The following is a 21,407-nucleotide window of genomic DNA, read 5'->3' as shown; positions in this document are numbered from 1 at the left end:
TGAACGAGAAACCGAGTTGAGTCATCTTGAGCGGGATACGAGGCAGTGCATCGTCGATACGGCGGAGCGCTTCTTTCGTGACATCGGCTACCAGAAGACCACGGTGGCGGACATCGCCAAGGCACTGCGGATGAGTCCCGCCAATGTCTATCGGTTCTTCGACTCCAAGAAATCCATCAATGAGGCCGTCGCCGAGCGCTACATGGGCGAGATGGAGGCGGCCGTTACGGCGATCGCGCGGGAAAAGCGTTCCGCTGCCGAGCGGCTTCGGGATATCCTGATCACCAACAACCGCATCAACTCGCTGCGTTATCTCGACCACCACAAGGTGCACGAGATGGTCGCCGCTGCGATGGAGGAGAGCTGGGAGGTCGTCCAGGCTCATATCGGGCGCTATGACGGCATCCTGCGCGGTGTCGTGGCGGAAGGCATCGCTTCGGGCGAATTCCGACCGATGGACCCGCAAGTCGCCACCGCCTGCGTGCGCTTTGCAATGACGCCCTTCTGCCATCCGATGCTGATCTCGCAATGCCTGAGCCTGCCGGGGCCGAGCATCGAGGAGATGGTCGATTTCATTCTCGCCGGTCTCGGCTATTCGCGCGCCAAGGTCTCGCACGCGGAGGCTTGATTTCGCGCGCAGCGCGCTCTTTGCCTGCCGCTTCGCGTTGACAAGGCGGCACGGGAGCGGGATACCCCGCCGGCCATGGCCCTATTCACCAAGCAGAATACCAAGAAGCTCGCCGTCATCGTCCATGATCTCGTGGTCACGGCGCTGGCAATCGTTTCCGTTTTCGTGGTGCGGTTCGAGGGCGGGCAGCTCGATGAGCATCTGCGCTATCTGCCGAGCTTCCTGCCGTTTTTCGTCGCCTATGCTGGCGCGGTCTACTGGTTTTTCTCGCTTTATCGCTCGAAATGGCGCTTCGCCTCGCTTCCGGACCTGTCGAACATCGTCAAGGCGGTCACCGTCCTGTCGCTGTCGCTGCTGGTGATTGACTATCTCCTGTTGTCACCGAGCCTCTACGGCGCCTTCTATTTCGGCAAGATCACCATCGCACTCTATTGGCTTGTGCAGAACGCGCTGCTCGGCGGCCCGCGCCTCGCCTATCGCTACCTCAAATATTCCCGTTCCAAACAGCATGCCGAGCGCGACGCGGCGCTCCCCGCGCTGCTGCTCGGCCGCGGCGTCGAGGTCGAGATGGTCATTCGCGCCATGGAAGCCGGGACCATGCGCAAATTGAAGCCTGCTGGCATTCTGTCACCGCGCGCCGATGATCTCGGCCAGTCGATCCGCGGCGTTCCCGTGCTTGGTCTGCTGTCTCAGATCGAGACGGTCGCTGGCGACGCGGCCGAACGCGGTGAGCCGTTCCGCCGTATCGTCGCCACTTCGAGCGCCTTGGCACCGGAAGCCGAGCCGGACAAATGGCTCGCCCGGACGCGCAGGCTCGCCTTGCCGATCTCGCGGCTCGATTCCTTCGGCGAAGGCGGGACCGAGACTGAGCTGGCACCGCTGGAGATCGAGGACCTGCTCGTCCGCCCTTCGGTCAAGATCGATCGCGATCGGTTGGGGTCCTTCCTGAAAGGCAAGCGCGTCATCGTCACCGGCGGAGGTGGCTCGATCGGCTCGGAGATCTGCCTGCGCTGCGCGGCCTTCGGTGCTTCGGAGCTCCTGGTGGTCGAGAGCTCGGAGCCGGCGCTGTTCCAGATCACCGAGGAACTCGCGGCTCATCGGCTGGAGACAAGGATCTCGGGAGCGCTTGCCGATGTGCGCGACCGCGCCCGGATCACGCCGCTCTTCACGGCGTTTGCCCCCGACATCGTGATCCACGCCGCAGCGCTGAAACATGTGCCTTATCTCGAGGCCGACTGGGCAGAGGGCATCAAGACCAATGTCTTCGGCTCGATGCATGTCATCGATGCCGCGATCGCTGCTGATGCCAAGATCTTCGTGATGATCTCGACCGACAAGGCGATCGAGCCCGTCTCGATGCTGGGAGCGACCAAGCGTTTCGCCGAGATGTATGCCCAGTCGCGCGATGCCGAGTTTGTCGCAGCAGCCTCCGGCATGCGCCTCGTTGCCGTGCGCTTCGGCAACGTGCTGGGCTCGGTCGGCTCGGTGGTTCCTAAGTTCAAGGCGCAGATCAAGCGCGGCGGCCCGCTGACCGTGACCAGCCCGGAGATGATCCGCTACTTCATGACGATCCGCGAAGCCTGCGATCTCGTCCTGACCGCCGCGTCGCATGCCCGCGCCGCAGGGCCAGAGACTGAGCGCGCGGCCGTCTATGTGCTCAAGATGGGCCAGCCGGTCAGGATCATGGATCTGGCCGAGCGCATGATTCGGCTCGCTGGCTACGAGCCGGGCGTCGATATCGAAATCGCGATCACCGGCGTCCGCCCTGGCGAGCGTCTGAACGAGATTCTCTTCGCGCACGATGAGCCGATGGCCGAGACCGGGCTCGACGGCGTCATGGCCGCGAAGCCGAGCTTCGCGGCGCGCGCCCGCATGCAGGGCTGGTTCTCGCGCCTGGAAGCCGCCATCAAGGCTGAGGATCGCCTTGCGGCTGAAGCGGTGCTGGAGGAGGCGATTCCGGATTTCAAGCTGCGTCAGCAGCCGCGGCCAGCTGCGCCAGTGCCGGAAGCGTCGCTGCCGGTGGCCGCCAACCGGCCCTGATCAGCCCCTCGGGGCGCGCGACGAGCCCGCCACTGAGCTTGGCGAAGGCCTGTTTCTTCCCGGACAGCCGCGCCGCCTGCCTCAGGAGGGCCGCTGGAATGGCCAGGAGGCCGGGCTTGCGCCCGAGGCCGGAGCGCATCGCCGCGATCATCTCGGCCACGCTGACGGGCTCGGGGTCGGCAACCGTATAGCTACGCCGTGCCGGACAGGCGGATGTCAGCGCGAAGAGGATCGCGTCGACGAGATTCTCGATGGCGAGCAGCGAGCGCGGGGCATCGAGACCGCCGAGGGGCAAGGGTATCGGCAAACGCGCCAGCTTCAGGAGCGACGCCATATTCGCTTTGACGCCGGGCCCATAGACCAAAACCGGCCTTAGCGAGATCCAGTCGAGACCGAGCGCGGCGAGTCCCTGCTCCGCTGCAAGCTTGGAGCGGCCATAGGCATCGTCCGGTGCTGGCGCGTCGCTCTCGCGAAAATGGCCGTCAAAGGCTCCCGTGAGAGCCTTGATTGAGGAGACATAGACAAATCGCGCAGCGCCTGCTTGCAGAGCAGCTTCCGCCAGCGCGAGCGTCGCCTCGGTGTTGATGCGCCGGTAGAGCGATTCATCGAGACCAGGCCCGGCATGGGCGAGGCCGGCGAGATGAACGACATGGCGGATGCCAGCGACAGCCGGGCGCCAATCCACCGGCTCGGAGAGATCGCCGATCACCACGCGCTCGATGCCCTCATCCGCGGGGCTCTCGCGCCGCTGGGCTACCCGGACGCCATATCCCCTCGCACGAAGGCCGGCGACGACATGCGGGCCGATGAAGCCGCTCGCTCCTGTAACGAGAACACGTTCGCTCACGGCCGGATCCGCTTGCTGGCGAAGCGCCGCAGCAGCAGCCCGGTCAGCATCGCTGCAAGGGCAAGACAGATGAGCCGTTGCCAAAGCGCGGGAACGGCGACGCTGAGTCCGGCAAGCGCGATCAGGGCAAGGTTGAGCAGCGCGACCTGCATCACGACCTCTCGAACGCTGAAGCCGTTGACGGTGGCCTGCTGGTAGAAATGGCTGCGATGCGCCTCCCAGACTTTCTCGCCGCGCGCCAGCCGCCTGAACAAAGTGATCGTCGAATCCGCGACATGGTAGAGCGGCAGGATCAGCGCGGCGGTCAGTGCGCCGGTTCCCGCCAGGCGGTAAAGCAGATAGGCGCTGAGCAGACCGAGCGGCAGCGAGCCGACATCGCCGAGAAAGAGCCGCGCCACGGGCTTGTTGAACGGCGCGAAGCCGATGATCCCGCCGAACAAGGCGGCGGCGAGCAGGCCACTGGCGGGATCGAGCACCCCGCTGGCGCCCGCCAGGGCAAGCGCACCGGCGAGCGGTGCGATGCCGGCCACGGTGATCCAGTCGATGCCGTCCATGAAATTGGCGAGATTGACGAACCAGAGCCCGGCGATGAGCGCGAGACCGCGCTCGAGCCCGAGCGGCATGAGGTCCGGGAACAGTCTGAGTTCGGGAGCGGCGCAGAACAGCACGATCCCGACGCAAAGCGCCTGCAGGACGAGCCGTGTCGCGGCCGGAAGCGGGCGGATGTCATCCCAGGCTCCGACGACCGCCAGTGCCGTTGCCGCCGCCATGACCCAGACCAGATCAGCGCGCGCCGCCGTTGGAAGGGGAAGGAGCAGCAGAGCCAGGATCAGCGCGAGAAAGGCCCCGGCAAGAACTGCGATGCCGCCGCCCTGTGGCGTCGGCTGCGTATGGCTGGAGCGGGCATTCGGCCGCGCCAACGCATAGCGGACCAGCAGGGGCCGCAACAGCACGCAGAGCGCCGCCGATGCCGCGGCAGCCGGAATGATGATCAGCAGGAGAGCAAGATGGGAGTTCAAAGCGCCGGGACCATAGCCGGACGGCGCGGGCCTGCAAGCGTCTTCAGCTTGCGTTGAGGCGCACAAAGAGTGAACATGTGGGTATGTTGCTTCCCGATTCCGTGCTCAACCCGCCGCCTGCCCGCCCAGACATCACCCGTGCCGTCTGCCGCGGCGCGGCCAGGCATCTGCGTGAGCGCGGCTATGCCATCGTCAAGGAAATGACCTTCGCCAATGGCCGTCGGGGCGATATCGTCGCCTTGTCTCCGACCGGCGAACTCCTGGTCATCGAGGTCAAGTCGGGCATCGAGGACTATCGCGTCGATGGCAAATGGCCGGATTATCGCGACTATTGCGATGGTTTTCTCTTCGCGGTCGCGCCGGAATTCCCGCGCGAAATCCTGCCCGACGATGTCGGGCTGATCATCGCCGATAGCTATGGCGGCGAACTCCTGCGCGATGCGCCGCGCCATCCGCTCGTGGCTGCACGACGCAAGGGGCTCACGATCGCCTTCGCCAGGCTGTCTGCCCAGCGCCTTGCCTTGATCGAGGACCCGCCGCTCTAGATCAGTGGGCCGGATATCCGGCCCGATAATCTGACCTTCAGCGCTTGCATAGGCTTTCCCGAAAACCGCAATCCACTTTTCGGGCCGATGCTTCAGCGCGGGGCGCGCTTTGCCAGGATGCGCTGCAGGGTGCGCCGGTGCATGCCGAGCCGCCGCGCCGTCTCAGAGACATTGCGGCTGCACAGCTCGTAGACACGTTGGATATGTTCCCAGCGGACCCTATCGGCCGACATCGGGTTTTCCGGCGGCATCGGCCGCGAATCGCGCGCGGCTGCCAGGGCCGAATGGATTTCGTCGGCGTCAGCGGGTTTTGCCAGGAAATCGAAGGCACCGAGCTTCACGGCACTGACGGCGGTCGCGATGTTGCCGTAGCCGGTCAGCACGATGCCGCGCGCGTCGGGGCGGCGCTCCTTCAGGCGGGCGATGACATCGAGCCCGTTGCCATCAGCAAGGCGCAGATCGATGACAGCAAAGGCCGGGGCCTCTTCTTCGACAGCAGCAAGACCAGCCGAGACACTTTCGGCGATGCGTACGGAGTAACCCCGCCCTTCCATGGCCCGCGCGAGTCGGGTCAGGAACGGCTTGTCGTCGTCGACGAGCAGCAGGGTCATGTCCGATTGGGCGGCGTCGTTCAGCGCCTGTTGCATCTCAACTCTCCTGCCACCGGTTCGGGCCGGCGAAATTGTAACGCGATCATGGGTTTCGCGCATCAGGACGGCGAGAAGGGGCCGTCACCCTCAGGTAGTGGCATTTCCCCCCGTTTTGAAGACCCGGAAGGTTTTGCGTCGGCCTCGAACACCGCCCTCGGCCAGACCATGCGGACGGACGCGCCGCTCGCCGGGGATGGCAGATTCGAAAATTCGAGCGCTGCACCGCCGCGTTCCAGCAGCGTTTTTGCAATGAAAAGTCCCAGGCCCAAACCGCCGCCGGCGCGACTTTCTGCCGCTGCGCGCGAGAGATAGGGCTCGCCGGCGCGCATCAGGACGTCGGGAGGAAACCCGGGGCCATCATCGGCGATGGTCAGCATGACATGTATATCGGTCCATTGTGCGATGATCGCCACTTCGGACCGGGCGAAGTCGACGGCATTGTCGACGATATTGCCGAGGCCGTAGATCATGCCCGGGTTGCGTCGGCAGACGGGTTCCGGCTTGTCTCCGATCATATCGATGCGGAACGGCACGCCGAATGGCCGCTGCGGGCCGGCCGTCTCTTCGATCAGCAGGCGCAGCGAGAGTTGGTCGAGCGGGCCGGCATCGTCGTCCTGAAGCGAGGTGAGCTTGCCGAGGATGCCGCGGCAGCGCTCGACCTGCTCGCGCAGCAGCGTGATATCCTCCGCCATCTCGCCTTCCGGAGGGGCCAGCCGCGACAATTCACGTGCCACCAGGGCGATCGTGGCGAGCGGCGTGCCGAGTTCATGGGCTGCTGCTGCGGCGAGGCCGTCGAGCTGCGAAAGGTGCTGTTCGCGTGCCAGGACCAACTCCGTCGCAGCGAGAGCCTCCGAGAGGTCGCGCGCTTCCTTGGCGACGCGCCAGGCATAAATGCCGGTGAAGCCGAGCCCGAGCACGAGCGCGATCCAGTTCCCGGCCTGGTAGAATGGCGGCAGGACCGGCCGGTTGGGCCCGGCCCAGGGCAGGGGCAGATGCGCGAAGTTCAGCACGCTCGCCAGCACGACGGCCAGTAGCCCGAGCAGCATGGTGCGCTGCGGCGGCAAGGCTGTCGCCGAAATCATCACCGGCGCGAGGAACAGAATTGCGAAGGGATTTTGCAGGCCGCCGGTCAGGTAGAGCAGGGCTGCGAGCTGGATGATGTCGAAGGCCAACAGCGCGGTCGCCGCATCCTCGCGCAGCCTGTGGCTGAGCGGAAAGCGAATGCGCAGCGCAATGTTCAGCCAGGCGGAGATTGCGATGGCGAGGAAACACCAGCCGAAGGGCAGGGTGAAGCCGAGGCCAAAATGCACGCCAGCGACTGCGAGGCTCTGGCCGGCGATAGCAAGCCAGCGCAACCGCACGAGGGTGTCGAGGCGCAAATGACGGCTGGATCGTGCCAGCGGCGGGAGATCCGCATCAGGGACCGTCATGACGCCCATGCATCCGATGACGGACCGGGGTTTTGCAGTGCAAAACTGTGGCATTTTGGCATTGAAGGAAAATCTTAGCCTTTTGCCGGATTGAATGAGAGCAGAAACAATCTAGGCTGCGCTGTTTGTTGCGGCGCATCATCAGGTGCATCCGGCACCCGGGAGACGTCGCTGCATGTATGGAGCTGCCATGTCGTTCGCTTATCACGCCTACGAAGCGGTTCATACGATGGTCGCGCCCGTTCGTGGCATGTCGGATGCGCTGCAGCTGGCGTTCAAGAACCCAGCCAATCCGCTGACCTACACGCCGCTCGGCCGCACGGTCGCTGCGTCCTGTGAACTGTTCGAACGGATGACGCGCCGCTATGGCAAGCCCGCCTTCGACCTGAACGAGACCACGATTGGCGGCGTCAAGGTCGCCGTCGAGGAACGCGTCGTCTGGGAGCGGCCCTTCTGCAAGCTGGTCTATTTCGACCGCAAAATCGCCGGGCGTCGCAAGCCGCAGCCGAAGGTGCTGCTGGTTGCGCCGATGTCGGGCCATTACGCCACTCTGCTAAGAGGCACGGTCGAGGCCTTCCTGCCTGGCCATGAGGTCTACATCACCGACTGGACGGATGCCCGCCTGGTGCCGCTCGCCGCCGGTCGCTTCGATCTCGACGATTATATCGACTACGTCGTCGGCATGCTCCAGACGCTCGGCCCCGACACCCATGTCATGGCCGTCTGCCAGCCTGCGGTTCCGGTGATTGCCGCGATCGCGCGGATGGAAGCGGAGAATGATCCCAATGCGCCGCGGTCGATGACCCTGATGGGTGGTCCGATCGATACCCGCCGCTCGCCGACCGCGGTCAACCAGCTAGCCATGGAGCGCGGTACCGAATGGTTCCGCCGCAATTGCATCACCATGGTGCCGTTCCCGCATATGGGCGCTTTCCGGGAGGTTTATCCCGGCTTCATGCAGCTATCGGGCTTCATGGCCATGAATATCGACCGGCATGTCTCGGCTCACTACGAGATGTACAAGCACCTCATCGCCGGGGATGGCGATTCGGCCGAGAAGCACCGCGATTTCTATGACGAGTATCTCGCGGTCATGGACCTGACGGCGGAGTTCTATCTCCAGACGGTCGATACCGTATTCGTTCAGCATGCCCTGCCCAAGGGCACGATGATGCATCGCGACAAGCTGGTTGATCTGAAGGCCATTCGTCGTGTTGCGCTGATGACGGTCGAGGGCGAGAACGACGATATCTCGGGCGTCGGCCAGACCCAGGCCGCCCATGATCTCTGCGCCAATATCCCGGCCGACAAGCGCGTGCATTACCTTCAGAAGGGCGTCGGCCATTACGGCGTCTTCAACGGTTCGCGCTTCCGCGCCGAAATCGCGCCCCGCATTTCCGACTTCATGGTCAGCCTCGACATGGAGGCAGCCAAGGTGCGCCGGGACGACAGCGCGGCCGTCGCGCGCAAGGCCTTGAAGATCGCGAACTGAAGCCCTTCCGCATCGCCCGCGAATCCAGCACAATTGCGGGCGATGCGGCTCTCCCTGTTCAAGCGCCAGCCTGATCCGGATCGGATCGAGGTCGCTCACGGCGGCACGCTGTTCTCCGTTGCGGTGAAGCGGCGCGCTGCCGCTCGGCGGATGACGCTGCGTGTCTCGCAGGCGACCGGCGAGATCACGCTGACGCTGCCGGAACGCGCAGACTTCCTCACCGGCAAGATCTTCGCCGAGAATCATGGTGGCTGGATCGCGGCAAAGCTCGCCAAACGTCCGCTTTCGGTGCCCTTTGAGCCGGGACAGGTCGTGCCCTTTCGCGGCGCACCCCACCGGATCGTGCATTGGTCGAAGGTGCGCGGCATCACCCACGCTACAATCGACAAGGATGGCACCGCCATCATCGCGGTCGCCGGCGAAGCCGCCCATGTCGCGCGTCGGGTCAAGGATTTCCTGCGCCGCGCCGCACTCGAGGATCTGGAGCGTGCGGTCAGGCACCACACGGCAACGCTCGGCATCCCCGCCCGCAAGATCACCATCCGCGACACCACGAGCCGGTGGGGCTCCTGTTCGTCGAGGGGGCACCTGAATTTCTCCTGGCGCCTGATCCTCGCCCCGCCACTGGTGCTGGACTATCTCGCGGCCCATGAAGTCGCGCATCTCAAGGAGATGAACCATTCCCATCGCTTCTGGGCGCTGACCCACAAGCTCTGCCCACGGACGGAAGAAGCGGAAGCCTGGCTGAAGCGCCATGGCGCAGGGCTGCACGGCTACGGCTGAGGCAGTCCTGGCCGCAGGCGTCCGGCTCGACTTGAGGCGCAACCTCCCCTAACCCGGCATCAGCCGAAACAGGGATGGTCTCGTGAAGCTGCGCCCCGACACGCTCGCAATGACCGCGGTCCTTGCCATGCTGACGGCCCTCGGGCCGCTCTCGACCGATTTCTATTTGCCGTCCCTGCCCGAGATCGTTCGTGTCATGGGCACCGACGTTGCAGGGGCGCAGGCGACGCTCTCCGCCTTTCTGTTCGGTTTCGCCGGAGGCCAGATCGTCTGGGGGCCGCTCTCGGATCGGTTGGGGCGCAAACCCGTGCTTCTCACCGGGCTGGCGCTTTTCCTCGTCGCGACCCTGCTCTGCGCACTTGCGCCTTCGATCGAGTGGCTGGTGGCGGGCCGGGTCTTGCAGGCATTGGGCGCGTCCGGGCCGATCGTGCTCGGCCGGGCCATGGTCAGGGATCTCTATGAGGGGCCCCGCGCCGGCCGGGAATTCGCCCGCATGGGCATGATCATGGGGTTGGTCCCGGCCATTGCGCCGGCGGTCGGCGGCATCCTGCAGGCGGCCTTTGGCTGGCGCTCGACCTTTGTTGCGACGCTGGCTCTCGCGCTGCTGCTGGCGGTCGTGATCATCCTGTTCCTGCCGGAAACCATCCGCGTGCGTTCATCGGAGCGGCTGTCGCTGCTGGCGATTTTCCGCAGCTTCGGCGTCTTGCTCAGGAACCGTCCCTATCGTGTCTATGTCGCGATCACGGCCTTGGCCTATGGCGGACTCTTCGCCTTCATCTCCGGCTCGTCCTTCGTGCTGATCAGCATCTATGGCCTGTCGCCGCGCGATTACGGCCTGTCCTTCGGGTTCGGGGTGCTTGGCTTCATCCTGGGCACCATCATCGCCCAGCGTCTCGTCGGCCGGCGTGGGCTCGACGGCGTCATTGCGATCGGCGTGGCCTTCCTGGCTGCGGGCGGGCTGAGCATGCTGCTATGCCTCACCGCCGGCTTTGGCGGCCCCCTCGGCGTCACGATACCCTGGGCGATCTATTCGATCGGGATCGGGCTCAGCATGCCCCAGGCGCAGGCCTCGGCGCTCATGCCGTTTCCGGATCGCGCTGGTGCTGCATCATCCTTCGTCGGGCTCTGCCAGATGCTGTTCTCGGCCTGTGTCGGTCTTGTGGTCGGCAAGCTGCTGACCGACTCCGCGCTGCCGCTGCCGGCGATGATGTCGCTGCTCGGCGTGTCGGCACTGGTCCTGTTTCACGCCTCGCGCAAGCTGCGAGCGGCCAAGGCCTGAAAAGGCTCAGCCGCCGAACAGCCGCTCGAGGAAGTTCTTCTCCTGCGGCGCAGGCGGCACCCAGGCGCGGTCCGAACCTGCGCCCGCTGTCTGGGTCTGTGCTGGCGGCTGCATGCCGGCCAGTGGCGCGCCGCCATCGAAGATCGATTTCGGCCCCGCGCGCCACAACCCACCCGGCAGCGGCGATGGCTGCAGGCCGACATGGGCGGCCTTCATGTACCTGCCCCAGACTTCGAGTGGCAATCCGCTGCCATAGACCCGCTTCATGGCGCTGTTGTCGTCATTGCCGATCCAGACGGCGGTCACCAGCTTGGAGGTGAAACCGACGAACCAGGCATCGCGGAAATCCTGCGTGGTTCCCGACTTGCCGCCGACTTCCCAACCGGCGAGATTGCCCTTGCTGCCCGAGCCGCTGGCCATGGTTTCGTGGAACATGGCGTTGATCATCGGCAGCACCTGCGGCTGCACCACCGTCCCGAAACTCGTCGCCTTGCGGGCATAGATCACCTTGCCCGAGACCGACTTTACCTCGCGGATGACATAGGGCAGCACGGACTGCCCGCCATTCGCGAAGCTGGCATAGGCCGTGGTGAGCTCGATCGGCGTCACTTCCGAGGTACCGAGTGCCAGCGAGCCATTGGCCTGGAGGCCCGAGGAAATGCCGAGCCGCTGCGCGGTGCGCACGACTTCCTTCGGCGTCACCTCCTGGTTCAGCTTCACCGCGACGGTGTTGATCGAATGGGCGAAGGCGGTCTGCAGGGTCACCGGGCCGCGATAGGTGCGGCTGTTGTTCTCCGGCTGCCAGCCCTTGATCGAGACCGGGGAGTCGTCGCGGATCGTGTCCGGCGTCAGGCCATGCTCGATCGCAGTCAGATAGACGAAGGGCTTGAAGGATGAGCCTGGCTGGCGCTTGGCGGCGGTCGCGCGGTTGAATTGGCTCTTGGTGTAGTCGCGTCCGCCGATCAGCGCGCGCAGAGCCCCGTCCGGCGCCATGGAAACGACGGCGCCCTGGCTGGCATTCAGCTTCCCGCCCTGGGCGGCCAGAGACTCGACAAGGGTCGTTTCGGCCGCGGCCTGCAGCTTTGGATCGATTGTCGTCAGCACCGTGACGTCGCCCTCGACCGCACCGATGAAGTCGTCGAGCACGTCCATGACGTAGTCGGCCGCATAGTTCACCGAGCCGGCGCCGACACGTTCGGCCGCTTCTGCCGGGGCGACCAGTGCTGATTTCGCTGCGGCCTGCGAGACAAAGCCCTGCTCGGCCATCGCGGCGATCACGAGCTGCGCCCGTTTCTCGGCCGCATCCGGATTGCGGTTGGGCGCCAGCCGCGACGGTGCCTGTACCAGGCCCGCCAGCATGGCGGCTTCGGGGACGGTGACCGAGCGGGCGGACTTGTTGAAATAGCGCTGCGCGGCCGCCTCGACGCCATAGGCGCCGGAGCCGAAATAGACGCGGTTGAGATAGAGCTCGAGGATCTGGTCCTTGCTGTAGGTCTGCTCCAGCCACAGCGCCAGGATCGCTTCCTGGATCTTGCGCGCGGCGGTGCGGTCCTGGGTCAGGAACAGGTTCTTGGCAAGCTGCTGCGTCAGGGTGGAGCCGCCCTGGACGCCGCCACCCCGGTTGGTGACGTTGCGCACCATGGCGCGGGCGATGCCGATCGGGTCGATGCCGAAATGCTCGTAGAAGCGTCGATCCTCGATCGCGACGAAGGCCTTGGGCAGATAGGGCGGAATCTCGCCAAGCGTCACGGTACGCCCGCCGGTCTCGCCGCGATTGGCGAGCAGCGAGCCGTCGGCGGCGAGGATCGCGACGTTCGGCGGACGCTTTGGCACGGTGAGCTGATTGATCGGCGGCAATTGCGCCGCGTGATAGGCCACCAGCCCGCCGACACCGATGACGCACCAGAGTCCGAGGACCAGCGTCCAGTACATCATCCGGCCGAGGAAGGAGCGGCGCTTGCGTCCACGCCGCCGGCCCCCGCCATTTCCGCCCCCACCCTTGCGGATCTTCGGCATCTCTTCTCTCGGCTCCTGACGTGCGGCGCCGCGATGGCTGCGGCTCGAGCGATCATCGGCGGAGAGGCGCATGTCGAAGGCGTCGGAACTCTCGCTCCGCCCACCCTCGAAGGACGGCTCGCGCCGCTCGCCGCCTCGTCTCGCCCGATCGTTCATTCTGCCCCGTTCAGCCCCGTGAAACCGCGCCCTTTGCACCGAAAACGCGCGAGCTTCACACAGGAGTCAAACATGGCGCTTTTAAGGGCCGGTTAAGGGAAACCAGATTCCAGCACGGGCCCGGAGCAGCGATCACTCGGATTTGTGGCAAATGCGCCAGCCATGGCACTTCGCCGGGGAATGTTGCAGTGCAAACGTTCTTGTGAATTGAAAATCGCGTGAAACCCGACAACTTCGCCGCGCAGTCCAGATGCAATGCCGCAATTCGGCACGAATCCAGCCTGTTCCGACGTACTCGAGCCTCCGCGACCTAGAAGGTTATGTCCGAATGCAAGCCTCCAACCCCCTGAGCCGCTTTGCCCCGCAGGCTCTCGCCGTTTTGCGCATCGTGACCGCGCTGATCTTCATCATCCATGGCACTCAGAAGCTCTTTGGTTTCCCGGCCGCGCCAGCCAGCGGCCTGCCGGCCGCCTTCACTCTGTTCTGGTTCGGCGCCATTCTGGAGGCTGTTGGCGGTTTCCTGATCCTGATCGGCCTGTGGACCCGTCCTGTCGCCTTCGTGCTGGCTGGCGAAATGGCCTATGCTTACTGGATGTTCCACGCACCGCGCAGCATCTACCCGCTGCTTAATGGCGGCGATGCGGCGATCCTCTACTGCTTCATCTTCCTTTACCTGGTCTTCGCCGGTGCTGGCGCCTGGAGCGTCGATTCCCGCTCGAAGCGCTGATTCTTCGACGGAACGGCGCCATTCGCCCAAAGAAAAGCCCGCCTCCCCCCAGGGAAGGCGGGCTGATTTTTTTGGCCCGACAGGCCGGCAGAACTCAGACCGAGGCCGAAATCCAGCGTGAAAGGTCGCTCTTAGGGGCCGCGCCGACCTTCTGCGAGGCCAGCTTGCCGTCCTTGAACAGCATCAGGGTCGGGATCGAGCGAATGCCGAACTGGGCGGGAATGGCCTGGTTCTCATCGACATTCATTTTCACGATCTTGACCTTGCCGGCCATCTCACCGGCGATCTCCTCGAGCGCTGGGCCGATCATCCGGCAGGGGCCGCACCACTCGGCCCAGAAATCGACCACGACCGGCTCGCTCGACTTGAGGACATCCGCCTCGAAGCTCGCATCGGTTACCTTGTTCGTCGCCATGGCTTCTTCGCCTTTCAAAAGCAGTTCGCAGCACTGCTGCATTCGACACCGAAGCTATGAACGCCGGCAGCCCGGGTCAAGTTTCGTCGGCCTTGCATTGAAGCAGGGCTACCCTGCCAAATTCGCCAGAACGGCATCGAGCGCAGCGGCTTGTGGCTCCAGTGTCGCGAGCGTCGCAGTGTAGATCACCAGGGTCCGCACCTGCCGCCCCGGATAGATTTGCCCGATCAGGGCGCGATAGACGGCGAGCTGGGCTTGCGTCGCGGGCGGGATCGCCGATTCATCGGCCGGCGGGCGCGACGCCGTCTTGAAGTCGGCGATCAGTACCTCGTTCTCCGTGACGGCGAGCCGGTCGATCTGGCCCGAGACGGCGCGCACTGCACCATTCGCAAGCGTGATCTCGCCGGCAATCGGAACCTCAGCCAGAGATCCGGATGAAAACAGGGCGGAAAGCGCAGGGGCGCGAAGCAAAGCCAGGGTCTGGCCGATGACCTCCTGGCGTCGTGCGCCAGGCAAACCGGCTCCGCGCAGGGCGGCGAGTGCCTGTGCCGTCGCGTTGCGGGCCGGCGCGTCGACATCCGGCAGGATCTGCAGGAGCAGATGCGCCAGCCGGCCGGCTTGCGCTGCCTCGGCAAGGAATGGGCCGTCGCCCGGCCGCTCGGCCGCATCGGCGGCGCTGATCGCATTCGACGGCTTGAGCGGTGGCAACGGTTCCTGTTCGGCGGGCGCGGAGGCGCGGAGCCAGCCGGGTTCGGCGAGCACCGGCTTGGACTGCGCCTCCTCCACAGGACCGGTGGGCTTTGGTGCCGAGACCATGAAGCGCCGGATCGTGCCGACACCGTCCGGTGCGGCGACCTCCTGCAGGCCCGATGTCGCGAGCGAAAGTCCGCTTTCGATCATCGCATACCAGCTTCCGGGCGGCGCCTCGCCTTTGGCTTGCGCTCCGCAGACGATCAGCCGGTCCTCGGCCCGGGTCATCGCGACATAGAGGAGGCGATGATGCTCCTCGGCAAGCTGGTCGACGACCTGCGCCTTCGCCCTGCGGGTCGCCTCCGCATCGTCTGCCCTGGCCGGGGGCCAGATCGGCACGAGTTTGCCCCTGGGAGGTTCCACCGCGAGAATCTTCGGCAAGCGGTTGGCGCCCGGCTCGGGGGCGAGATCGGCGAGGATCACGATCTTCGCCTCCAATCCCTTCGAGCCGTGCACCGTCATGACGCGCACTTCGCCTGCGCTGCTGGAGAGGTCGCGCTTAACCTCGGTTCCGGCCTGGGTAATGTGGTGCAGGAAGCCGGCAAGCGATGGGCCGTGCCGTCGCTCATAGTCCAGCGCCGCGTTGAGAAAGGCGTCGAGCGCGTCGCCGGCCTCGGCCCCAAGCCGAGCCAGAGCGAGATTGCGCCCGCCTTCCGGCCCGAGCAGCTGCGCAAAGAAGCGAAATGGCCCGATGCGCCGTGCGTCGTCACCGAGTTGGGAGAGGCGTGCTTCGGTGGCGGCAAAGCGCGGCTCGCTTTCGCCGATGCCGTGCAGGGCGACGCGCAGCGAGCCCTTTCGCTCCGGCGCGAAGCGCATCAGATCGTCGTCGTCGAGGCCAAGCAGCGGCGTCTTCAGCGCGATGGCCAGCGACAGGTCGTCATCGGGCAGGAGCAGCGCCCGGCCGAGTGCCACGAGGTCTTCGACAGCGGGATGTGTCGCGAGGCTCAAGCGATCGCGACCGGTCACCGGCACGCCCGCATCCTTCAGGGCTTTGACGATCGCCTCGAACAGCGGCCCGCGCTGGCGCAGCAGGATCATGACGTCGCCGGGCTTGAAGCCGTGTCCGAGATCATCCTGCCCGCTGCGCGTCCAGCGTGCCAGCACGCCGGCGATGCGCGTTGCGAGCTTCACGGTCCCGCTACGCTGCTCGGGCGCGTCGACCGGAGTCGTCCAGGCATCCGGCGGCTCGCTCTGGTCGTCGGCCGATAGCGGCCAGAGATCGACTGCGCCGGGGTCGCCCTGGCGCACCGTGTCATGCACCTCCGGCCGGGCGCTGCCGTCGAAGACCAGCCCGCGGGCGTGCTCCGCCACCGCGAAGACGATGTCCACCGCCCGCATGATGTCGGGCGCCGAGCGGAAGGAGGTGTTGAGGCTCACCGCCTCGAATGCGAGCTGCGCCTGCCGGATATTCAGCCCGAGCCGGGTCCGCTGCTCGCCGAAGGCGCTCGGCGCGGCACCCTGGAAGCCGTAGATCGACTGCTTCTCATCGCCGACGACGAAGATCGTCCGGGGCTTTGGGCTCTCTGCGCGCGTGTCCCGTCCGCCCGTGAACTCGTCGGCGAGCGCGCCCAGGATCGCCCATTGCGCCTCGCTGGTGTCCTGCGCCTCGTCGAGCAGGATGTGATCGATGCCGGCATCGAGCTTGTAGAGCACCCAGGCGGCCTCGACCCGCGAGAGGAGGGAGCGCGTCTTGGCGATCAGGTCGTCATAGTCCAGCAGCGAGCGCTCGCTCTTCAACCGCTGATAAGAGGCGAGCATCCGTGTCACCAGCAGCGCGAGCGCGTGGCTGCGGTCGCGGATGGCAATGGCGTTGAGCTGGTCGACTGCGCCGAGCAGGAGATCGGCAAGAGTGTCGAGCACGGCCATCAGCGCCGACTCGAGTTCGGATTTGCCCTTGCCCCTGATATGCGCGTTGACCGTGCCTTCGGCCGTGATGAAGCCGGAGCGGCAGGTTGCGATCGGGTCGCCCTCGAACTGCTGCGCCGTCAGGCTCCGCAGCGCAGCCGCAAATTTCTGCCGGGTCGCGCTACCGGCATCCAGCGCCGAGACGAGAGCGGCAAGTCCTGGAACGGAGGCAAGATCGCGCCGGAAATCGGCCAGCACCTCGTCATTCGTCAGGTCCGGTGCAATTCCCAGGAAACCCGAAATGCCCGCGCGCATCTCCTGCGCCGAGCGCGCGCGGCCGTCTGCGTCGCTGAACAGGGTGCGCTGGCGCAAGGCCTCCTGCATCATCGCGTCAAAGGTGTCCTGCGCCGCCTGCCTGGCCAGCAGGTCGAGCGCCTGCGCCTCCGCGCCGGCAGGATCGGCGGCAATGGCCGCGAGCAATTCGCGCCTTGCGTCGTGCAGCAGCTCAGCCTGCGCGAGATCATCGGCAACCTCGAAGCGCGGCGGTACGTTCGCCTCGAAGGGCGCAGATTGCAGAACGCGCGTGCAGAAGGCGTGGATGGTCTCGATTCTGAGCCCACCCGGCGTCTCCAGCGCCTCCGCGAACAGCCGGCGAGCGCTTGCCTGCTGCCGCGCCGTCGCGCGCTCGCCGGTCAGGCCTTGGAGCGCCGCGGAAAGGGCCTCATCCGGCATGGTCGCCCAGGCGCCGAGCGCCTTGAACACGCGGTTCGCCATATTGGCGGCCGCCGCCTTGGTGTAGGTGATGCAGAGCATCCGGGCCGGCGCGACGCCATCGAGCAGCAGTCGCAGCACGCGGTTGACCAGCACATGCGTCTTGCCTGAACCGGCATTGGCCGAAACCCAGGCGCTGAGATCGGGCCGGGCGGCAAGCGCCTGGCGTTGGTTGGTCTGCGGGGGAACGATCCAGCCGGGCTTCATGTTTCGCCTCCGGGCTCGTCGCCACCCGGTGCCGCGGACCACTCCTTGACCCGCGCGAGCTGGTCGTAGGGGCTGGTATATTTGATGTAGTCGGGCGCGCGCCGCGAGACATAGGCTTCGCGCCCGCTTCGAAGCGCATGGAGATGCTCGATCAGCCGTTCGAGATGGCGCGCGGCGACATCGGCCAGAGGCTCGCCATCGAACTCGAGCGGCTTGTCCTTGGCCCAGCCCTTCGGATCGTGATGGAGCTTGAGATAGAGCAGCGCGTCGACCGGTGCAGGAGCGATATCCTCGCGAAATCCGGATCGCGCCGCGAGCTCGGCTTCCAGTGTCAATTGCGGCGCAAAACCCTTCTCGACCTGCGCCTTGCTTGGTGGAGCTCCGGTCTTGAAGTCGATGATGCGCAGCGAGGGCTGCCGCGTGATCTCGATTCGGTCGGCCCGCCCGCTCAGTCTGAATTCCGCGCCGTCCGGCAGCTTGAACGTCGCCGCGGTACCGCGTTCGACTGCAACCCGTGCCAGCTCGCCGCGCCGGCGCTCCTCCCAGCCGATGAAATGACTGGCGGTCAGGAGGAAGCGCGGCCACCAAAAGGCGCGGACCTCGGGTGTATCGTCAAACGCCTGGAACAGGCGCTTGCCGATCGCGATCAGGTGATTGAGTGAGTCGGCCGGCAATTGCTCCGGATAGGTCTCCGCGAAAGTCCCGACAATATCATGCATCAGGTTGCCGCGATCGCTGGCGCCGGGGTCGCCAACGAGCTCGGGAAGGGCGTCGAGCTTCAGGATCTTGCGGGCAAAGATCTGGTAGGGGTCGCGGTAGAGCGTCTCGACCTCGGTGACGCTGAGCGCGACGGGCTGGAGCTGGCGCGCGGGCCGCGGAGCAGGGCGGCCGATTGGTTTGGCGTCGGCGGGTTTGCTCAGGAGTGAAGCAAGCCCGGTCAGGCGGGCTCCCCTGGCCGCGGCCCCGTTCCAGACATCCTGAGGGGTCACGGCCTTGAGCCTTTGCCAGAAGCGCGAGGCGATGGTCTCGGCCTCGCCGGCCTTGCGCGCGCGGGTCAGGGTCACCCGCTGCGCCATCGCGCCCTGGATGAAATCATGCGCGGTCTGGCCGATGCGCCGCTCGGGAGCGCTCAAGCCCAGTTCGGCCCGCATCGGCCGGTTCAGGAAGGAATCGGTCTTGGCCTCCGGAGGCCAGACGGACTCGACGAGGCCGCCCAGCACGACATGGTCGGCTTCCAGCAGGCGCGCTTCCAGCAAGCCCCAGATCTTGACGCGAGGATGGCCCGTCCCGCTGCGTCGGACCGATGTCTCGGCCAGCAGGCTGTCGAGGATCGCAATGACATCGCGGGGATGGCCGGCCTCGGGAGCATCGGGGAGGGCGCCGTCGATCTGGTCGAACAGCCCTGCAAGGGCCTCGCCGTCCGGCCCGACGAAGGCGAGCGTGGCGCCACTCTCCGCCCGACTGAGTGCGACCAGGGCATCGCGACTTGCCGTCACCACAGTAGCGAAGGCAGGCAGCGGGGCGGCCAGTGCTGCGAGCAGCGGCGCCATGGCGGCCTCGAGGGCGTCGAGAACCAGGCCCGCGGCGGCGAGATCCGCGCTGTTCAGGCGCCTGCGCGGCGCAGGCGCATGCCGGTCCTGCATCAGTCCCGGAACCGCCGCAAAACTGTTGCGCAGGCCCGCAAATCCCTTTGTGACAGCCTCGCCCCGCCAGGCGCCGATCTCGAGCGCCGCCGCGCCCTGCGCCACGGTCTGTCGCGACAGTCCGAGCCGGCAAAGCGGGTGGGCGAGCAAGGGAACGAGGCTCGCCGGCATCATCTGGGCTCGCGCAGCCTCCAGGAAGAGGCGCAGCAGGGCGCCGGCCGGCCAGCGCGCGAGCGGCAGGCCAGCGGAATCATCGGCTTCGATGCCCCAGCGCCGGAGTTCCACGACGACTCGTTCGGCGAGGCCGCGATCGGGAGTGATCAGTGCGGCGTGCTTGCCGTCCTGCTCCAGTGTTTCACGGAGCGCGATGGCGACTGCCAGCGCCTCCTCGCGCTCGTCGGCGGTCTCCACGATGCTGATCCCATCGAAGGCTGCTTCAGCCTCGCCCGGGGAAACGCGGGTCGCGAGATCGGCCCAGAATTCCGTGACCGATGCCGGAAGCATCGCCTCGCGCAGCAACGCCGCCCGGGCCGCGAGGCCCGGTTCCGGCCTCGCCAGCGGCTGGGCGTCGTCACGGCCGGCCTTCAATGTCTGGAGCAGCCGATACAATGCCGCCTGCGGGTGGGACGGTGCAGGCTCCTTCTCGATCGCCTCCCAGGCAAGCTGAGCCAGGTCGAGGTCGAGATCGGGCAGTACGACCGCGCCATTGGGCATCCGTGCGATCGCTGCGAGAAGCCGGGCGGTGGCCGGGATCGTGCCCGTGGAGCCCGCAGCAATGATAGGCCCGGTCACGCTGCCGGAAAGCAGGCGTTGGCGTTCGGCTTCGAGCATGCGGTTGCGAAAATCGGCAGGATCGCAGGCATCGCGGCTTTCGAGGATCTTCGGCCAGGCCTCGCCCAGGATGGCCAGGAAGCTCGCATTGAGCTGCCAGACCTTGTCGAAACGAGCGGCGTCAAGGGTCGCCAGCCGCTCGACCGGCACGCCTTCGGTCTGCATCTGGTCGAGCAGGGCGGCGAGGTCGCCAGCCAGCCCCCAGGCCTCGGCCAGCGTCGAAGGCACGAGCGAGGGCTCTGACGGGTCGAGCTTCAGGTGGCTGCGGTTCGCCGTGCGTCCCCAGCTATCGACCAGCCGCGCCAGCAGCATCCGCCGCACCAGCGGGTCGATCGGCCCGACGCGCGCGCCATCCCAGCCGCCCGCGCCGATCAGCGCCGTCTCGGCCTCGTCGACATCGCCGAGCGGCACGATGCGCGGCAGCAGCAGCGGCTTGCCGCCAAGCCTCGCGGACAGGCCGGCGACCAGGGCCCGCGCTGCACGGCGCGTCGGGAGATAGAGCGTCGCACGAGCCATCGCTGCCGGATCATCCGGCGCGTAGACCTGACCGAATCGTCCATCCAGCACCGCCTGCGCCAGCACGTCGAGAAACGCTGTGCCGGCGGGGATGGTGAACAGGTTGAGCTCAGCCATGGAAGCTCTGAGCGGCCGCGAACGCGGCTTCTGCCGGTGCGATCGCTTCCGGCGTGCCGACATGCAGCCACTGGCCCTGCAGAACATGTCCGAACAGGCGCTTTCGCGCGATGAGCCGGTCGAAGAGCAGGTTGAGCGAGAACGAGCCCTCGGGGGTGTCGGCAAAGATCTCGGGTTTCATGATGATCACCCCGGCATAGACGACGGGGGCCGTTGGCGCCTGTCCGCGCCGTGTCAGCCGGCCGTCCGCATCCTGGAAGAAGTCGCCGGCGCCGTCGAAGCCGACACTGTCCTCGCGCCGGGCCAGCAGCATCAGCATGTCCATCTCCGCCGGCGTCCAGGCCTCGGCCATGGCCGCAATGTTGGAGATGCCGGTCTCGCTCCAGAGCGAGTCGGAGTTGACGTGGAAGAAGGGTTCGCCGCCGAGCAGCGGGAGGGCCTTCTTCACGCCGCCGCCGGTTTCGAGCAGCTCGTCGCGCTCGTCCGAGATGACGATCCGGGGATGCGTGCGCCCGGCGAGGTGAGCCTCGATCTGTTCGGCGAGATGGTGGACATTGACGACCGCCTCGGTGGCGCCGGCTTCTGCGAGCCGGTCGAGCGCGTGATCGAGCATCGCCTTGCCGCCGATCCGGACCAAGGGCTTCGGCAGGCTGTCGGTGATTGGGCGCATGCGCTGGCCAATGCCTGCCGCCAGAACCAT

General features: G+C 66.2%; 16 protein-coding genes. 7 read left to right on the top strand and 9 right to left on the bottom strand.

All coding sequences use genetic code 11. The features are described 5' to 3' along the window. The first annotated feature begins 16 nt into the window (after nt 1-16). Together AC1DW9_RS06900 and AC1DW9_RS06895 are read left to right on the top strand one after the other, a co-directional pair. Entirely contained in the window at nt 17-628 is a 612-nt protein-coding gene (locus AC1DW9_RS06900) for a TetR/AcrR family transcriptional regulator (RefSeq protein WP_441505078.1), read from the top strand. A 75-nt stretch (nt 629-703) separates the two neighbouring features. After that, on the top strand, nt 704-2,668 hold the full coding sequence (locus AC1DW9_RS06895) for an SDR family NAD(P)-dependent oxidoreductase (protein WP_441505077.1): 1,965 nt from the start codon (nt 704-706) through the stop codon (nt 2,666-2,668). Here AC1DW9_RS06895 and AC1DW9_RS06890 read toward each other — a convergent pair. Further along, entirely contained in the window at nt 2,592-3,515 is a 924-nt protein-coding gene (locus AC1DW9_RS06890; RefSeq protein ID WP_441505076.1) for an NAD-dependent epimerase/dehydratase family protein, read from the bottom strand. The two genes, AC1DW9_RS06895 and AC1DW9_RS06890, sit on opposite strands and share 77 nt — an antisense overlap. Then, nucleotides 3,512-4,534 (bottom strand): MraY family glycosyltransferase, encoded by a 1,023-nt coding sequence (locus AC1DW9_RS06885; RefSeq protein WP_476775114.1) that lies wholly within the window; start codon nt 4,532-4,534, stop codon nt 3,512-3,514. Before AC1DW9_RS06885 ends, AC1DW9_RS06890 begins: the two co-directional genes overlap by 4 nt. Nucleotides 4,535-4,617: 83 nt before the next feature. Between AC1DW9_RS06885 and AC1DW9_RS06880 the strand changes: the two genes are divergently transcribed. Continuing rightward, complete coding sequence (locus AC1DW9_RS06880) at nt 4,618-5,079, top strand: MmcB family DNA repair protein (protein WP_476775130.1); 462 nt, start codon at nt 4,618-4,620, stop codon at nt 5,077-5,079. A 92-nt stretch (nt 5,080-5,171) separates the two neighbouring features. Here the strand turns inward: AC1DW9_RS06880 and AC1DW9_RS06875 are convergent, their stop codons facing one another. Together AC1DW9_RS06875 and AC1DW9_RS06870 are read right to left on the bottom strand one after the other, a co-directional pair. Beyond that, nucleotides 5,172-5,726: an ActR/PrrA/RegA family redox response regulator transcription factor gene (locus AC1DW9_RS06875; protein WP_043234810.1), complete on the bottom strand. Its 555-nt coding sequence runs from the start codon at nt 5,724-5,726 to the stop codon at nt 5,172-5,174. Between the two features lie 62 nt (nt 5,727-5,788). Then, on the bottom strand, nt 5,789-7,159 hold the full coding sequence (locus AC1DW9_RS06870) for an ActS/PrrB/RegB family redox-sensitive histidine kinase (RefSeq protein ID WP_441505074.1): 1,371 nt from the start codon (nt 7,157-7,159) through the stop codon (nt 5,789-5,791). 190 nt (nt 7,160-7,349) lie between these two features. Here AC1DW9_RS06870 and AC1DW9_RS06865 point away from each other — a divergent pair, with 190 nt between their 5' ends. The 3 genes from AC1DW9_RS06865 to AC1DW9_RS06855 all read left to right on the top strand — a co-directional run bounded on the left by AC1DW9_RS06865 (nt 7,350) and on the right by AC1DW9_RS06855 (nt 10,713). Continuing rightward, on the top strand, nt 7,350-8,651 hold the full coding sequence (locus AC1DW9_RS06865) for a polyhydroxyalkanoate depolymerase (protein WP_441505073.1): 1,302 nt from the start codon (nt 7,350-7,352) through the stop codon (nt 8,649-8,651). Nucleotides 8,652-8,693: 42 nt separating this feature from the next. Continuing rightward, nucleotides 8,694-9,434: a M48 family metallopeptidase gene (locus tag AC1DW9_RS06860; RefSeq protein WP_441505072.1), complete on the top strand. Its 741-nt coding sequence runs from the start codon at nt 8,694-8,696 to the stop codon at nt 9,432-9,434. A gap of 82 nt (nt 9,435-9,516) precedes the next feature. Next, nucleotides 9,517-10,713 carry a multidrug effflux MFS transporter gene (locus AC1DW9_RS06855; RefSeq protein WP_441505071.1) on the top strand — a complete coding sequence of 399 codons (1,197 nt, stop codon included), beginning with the start codon at nt 9,517-9,519 and terminating at the stop codon, nt 10,711-10,713. Between the two features lie 6 nt (nt 10,714-10,719). Here the strand turns inward: AC1DW9_RS06855 and AC1DW9_RS06850 are convergent, their stop codons facing one another. Then, nucleotides 10,720-12,885 carry a transglycosylase domain-containing protein gene (locus AC1DW9_RS06850; protein WP_476775113.1) on the bottom strand — a complete coding sequence of 722 codons (2,166 nt, stop codon included), beginning with the start codon at nt 12,883-12,885 and terminating at the stop codon, nt 10,720-10,722. A gap of 328 nt (nt 12,886-13,213) precedes the next feature. On the opposite strand from AC1DW9_RS06850, the gene AC1DW9_RS06845 reads away from it, so the two are divergent. Then, nucleotides 13,214-13,612, top strand: a complete 399-nt coding sequence (locus AC1DW9_RS06845) for a DoxX family protein (protein ID WP_441505069.1) — start codon at nt 13,214-13,216, stop codon at nt 13,610-13,612. Nucleotides 13,613-13,706: 94 nt separating this feature from the next. On the opposite strand, the gene trxA is transcribed toward AC1DW9_RS06845, so the two are convergent. From trxA to AC1DW9_RS06825, 4 genes are all read right to left on the bottom strand, one after another. Beyond that, entirely contained in the window at nt 13,707-14,027 is a 321-nt protein-coding gene (trxA, locus tag AC1DW9_RS06840; RefSeq protein ID WP_043235061.1) for a thioredoxin, read from the bottom strand. A 108-nt stretch (nt 14,028-14,135) separates the two neighbouring features. Then, nucleotides 14,136-17,600: a double-strand break repair helicase AddA gene (gene addA / locus AC1DW9_RS06835; protein ID WP_476775112.1), complete on the bottom strand. Its 3,465-nt coding sequence runs from the start codon at nt 17,598-17,600 to the stop codon at nt 14,136-14,138. Continuing rightward, nucleotides 17,597-20,707: a double-strand break repair protein AddB gene (addB, locus tag AC1DW9_RS06830; RefSeq protein WP_476775111.1), complete on the bottom strand. Its 3,111-nt coding sequence runs from the start codon at nt 20,705-20,707 to the stop codon at nt 17,597-17,599. Before addB ends, addA begins: the two co-directional genes overlap by 4 nt. Next, nucleotides 20,700-21,407, bottom strand: coding sequence for a nucleotidyltransferase family protein (locus AC1DW9_RS06825; RefSeq protein WP_441492059.1), 708 nt, complete (start codon nt 21,405-21,407; stop codon nt 20,700-20,702). The genes addB and AC1DW9_RS06825 overlap by 8 nt, the downstream gene beginning before the upstream one ends.

The sequence above is a fragment of the Allobosea sp. P4_E12 genome (assembly GCF_056401655.1).
The sequence above is the reverse complement of the archived record's forward strand: the minus strand, read 5'-3'. Positions and strand labels throughout refer to the sequence as shown.

What these genes read in the sequence shown, in the direction of transcription:
- AC1DW9_RS06870 (WP_441505074.1), bottom strand. Translation starts at nt 7,159, where the DNA reads ATGACGGTCCCTGATGCGGATCTCCCGCCGCTGGCACGATCCAGCCGT.
- AC1DW9_RS06875 (WP_043234810.1), bottom strand. Translation starts at nt 5,726, where the DNA reads ATGCAACAGGCGCTGAACGACGCCGCCCAATCGGACATGACCCTGCTG.
- AC1DW9_RS06865 (WP_441505073.1), top strand. Translation starts at nt 7,350, where the DNA reads ATGTCGTTCGCTTATCACGCCTACGAAGCGGTTCATACGATGGTCGCG.
- AC1DW9_RS06845 (WP_441505069.1), top strand. Translation starts at nt 13,214, where the DNA reads ATGCAAGCCTCCAACCCCCTGAGCCGCTTTGCCCCGCAGGCTCTCGCC.
- AC1DW9_RS06850 (WP_476775113.1), bottom strand. Translation starts at nt 12,885, where the DNA reads ATGAACGATCGGGCGAGACGAGGCGGCGAGCGGCGCGAGCCGTCCTTC.
- addA (WP_476775112.1), bottom strand. Translation starts at nt 17,600, where the DNA reads ATGAAGCCCGGCTGGATCGTTCCCCCGCAGACCAACCAACGCCAGGCG.
- AC1DW9_RS06860 (WP_441505072.1), top strand. Translation starts at nt 8,694, where the DNA reads ATGCGGCTCTCCCTGTTCAAGCGCCAGCCTGATCCGGATCGGATCGAG.
- trxA (WP_043235061.1), bottom strand. Translation starts at nt 14,027, where the DNA reads ATGGCGACGAACAAGGTAACCGATGCGAGCTTCGAGGCGGATGTCCTC.
- AC1DW9_RS06825 (WP_441492059.1), bottom strand. Translation starts at nt 21,407, where the DNA reads ATGGTTCTGGCGGCAGGCATTGGCCAGCGCATGCGCCCAATCACCGAC.
- addB (WP_476775111.1), bottom strand. Translation starts at nt 20,707, where the DNA reads ATGGCTGAGCTCAACCTGTTCACCATCCCCGCCGGCACAGCGTTTCTC.
- AC1DW9_RS06880 (WP_476775130.1), top strand. Translation starts at nt 4,618, where the DNA reads ATGTTGCTTCCCGATTCCGTGCTCAACCCGCCGCCTGCCCGCCCAGAC.
- AC1DW9_RS06895 (WP_441505077.1), top strand. Translation starts at nt 704, where the DNA reads ATGGCCCTATTCACCAAGCAGAATACCAAGAAGCTCGCCGTCATCGTC.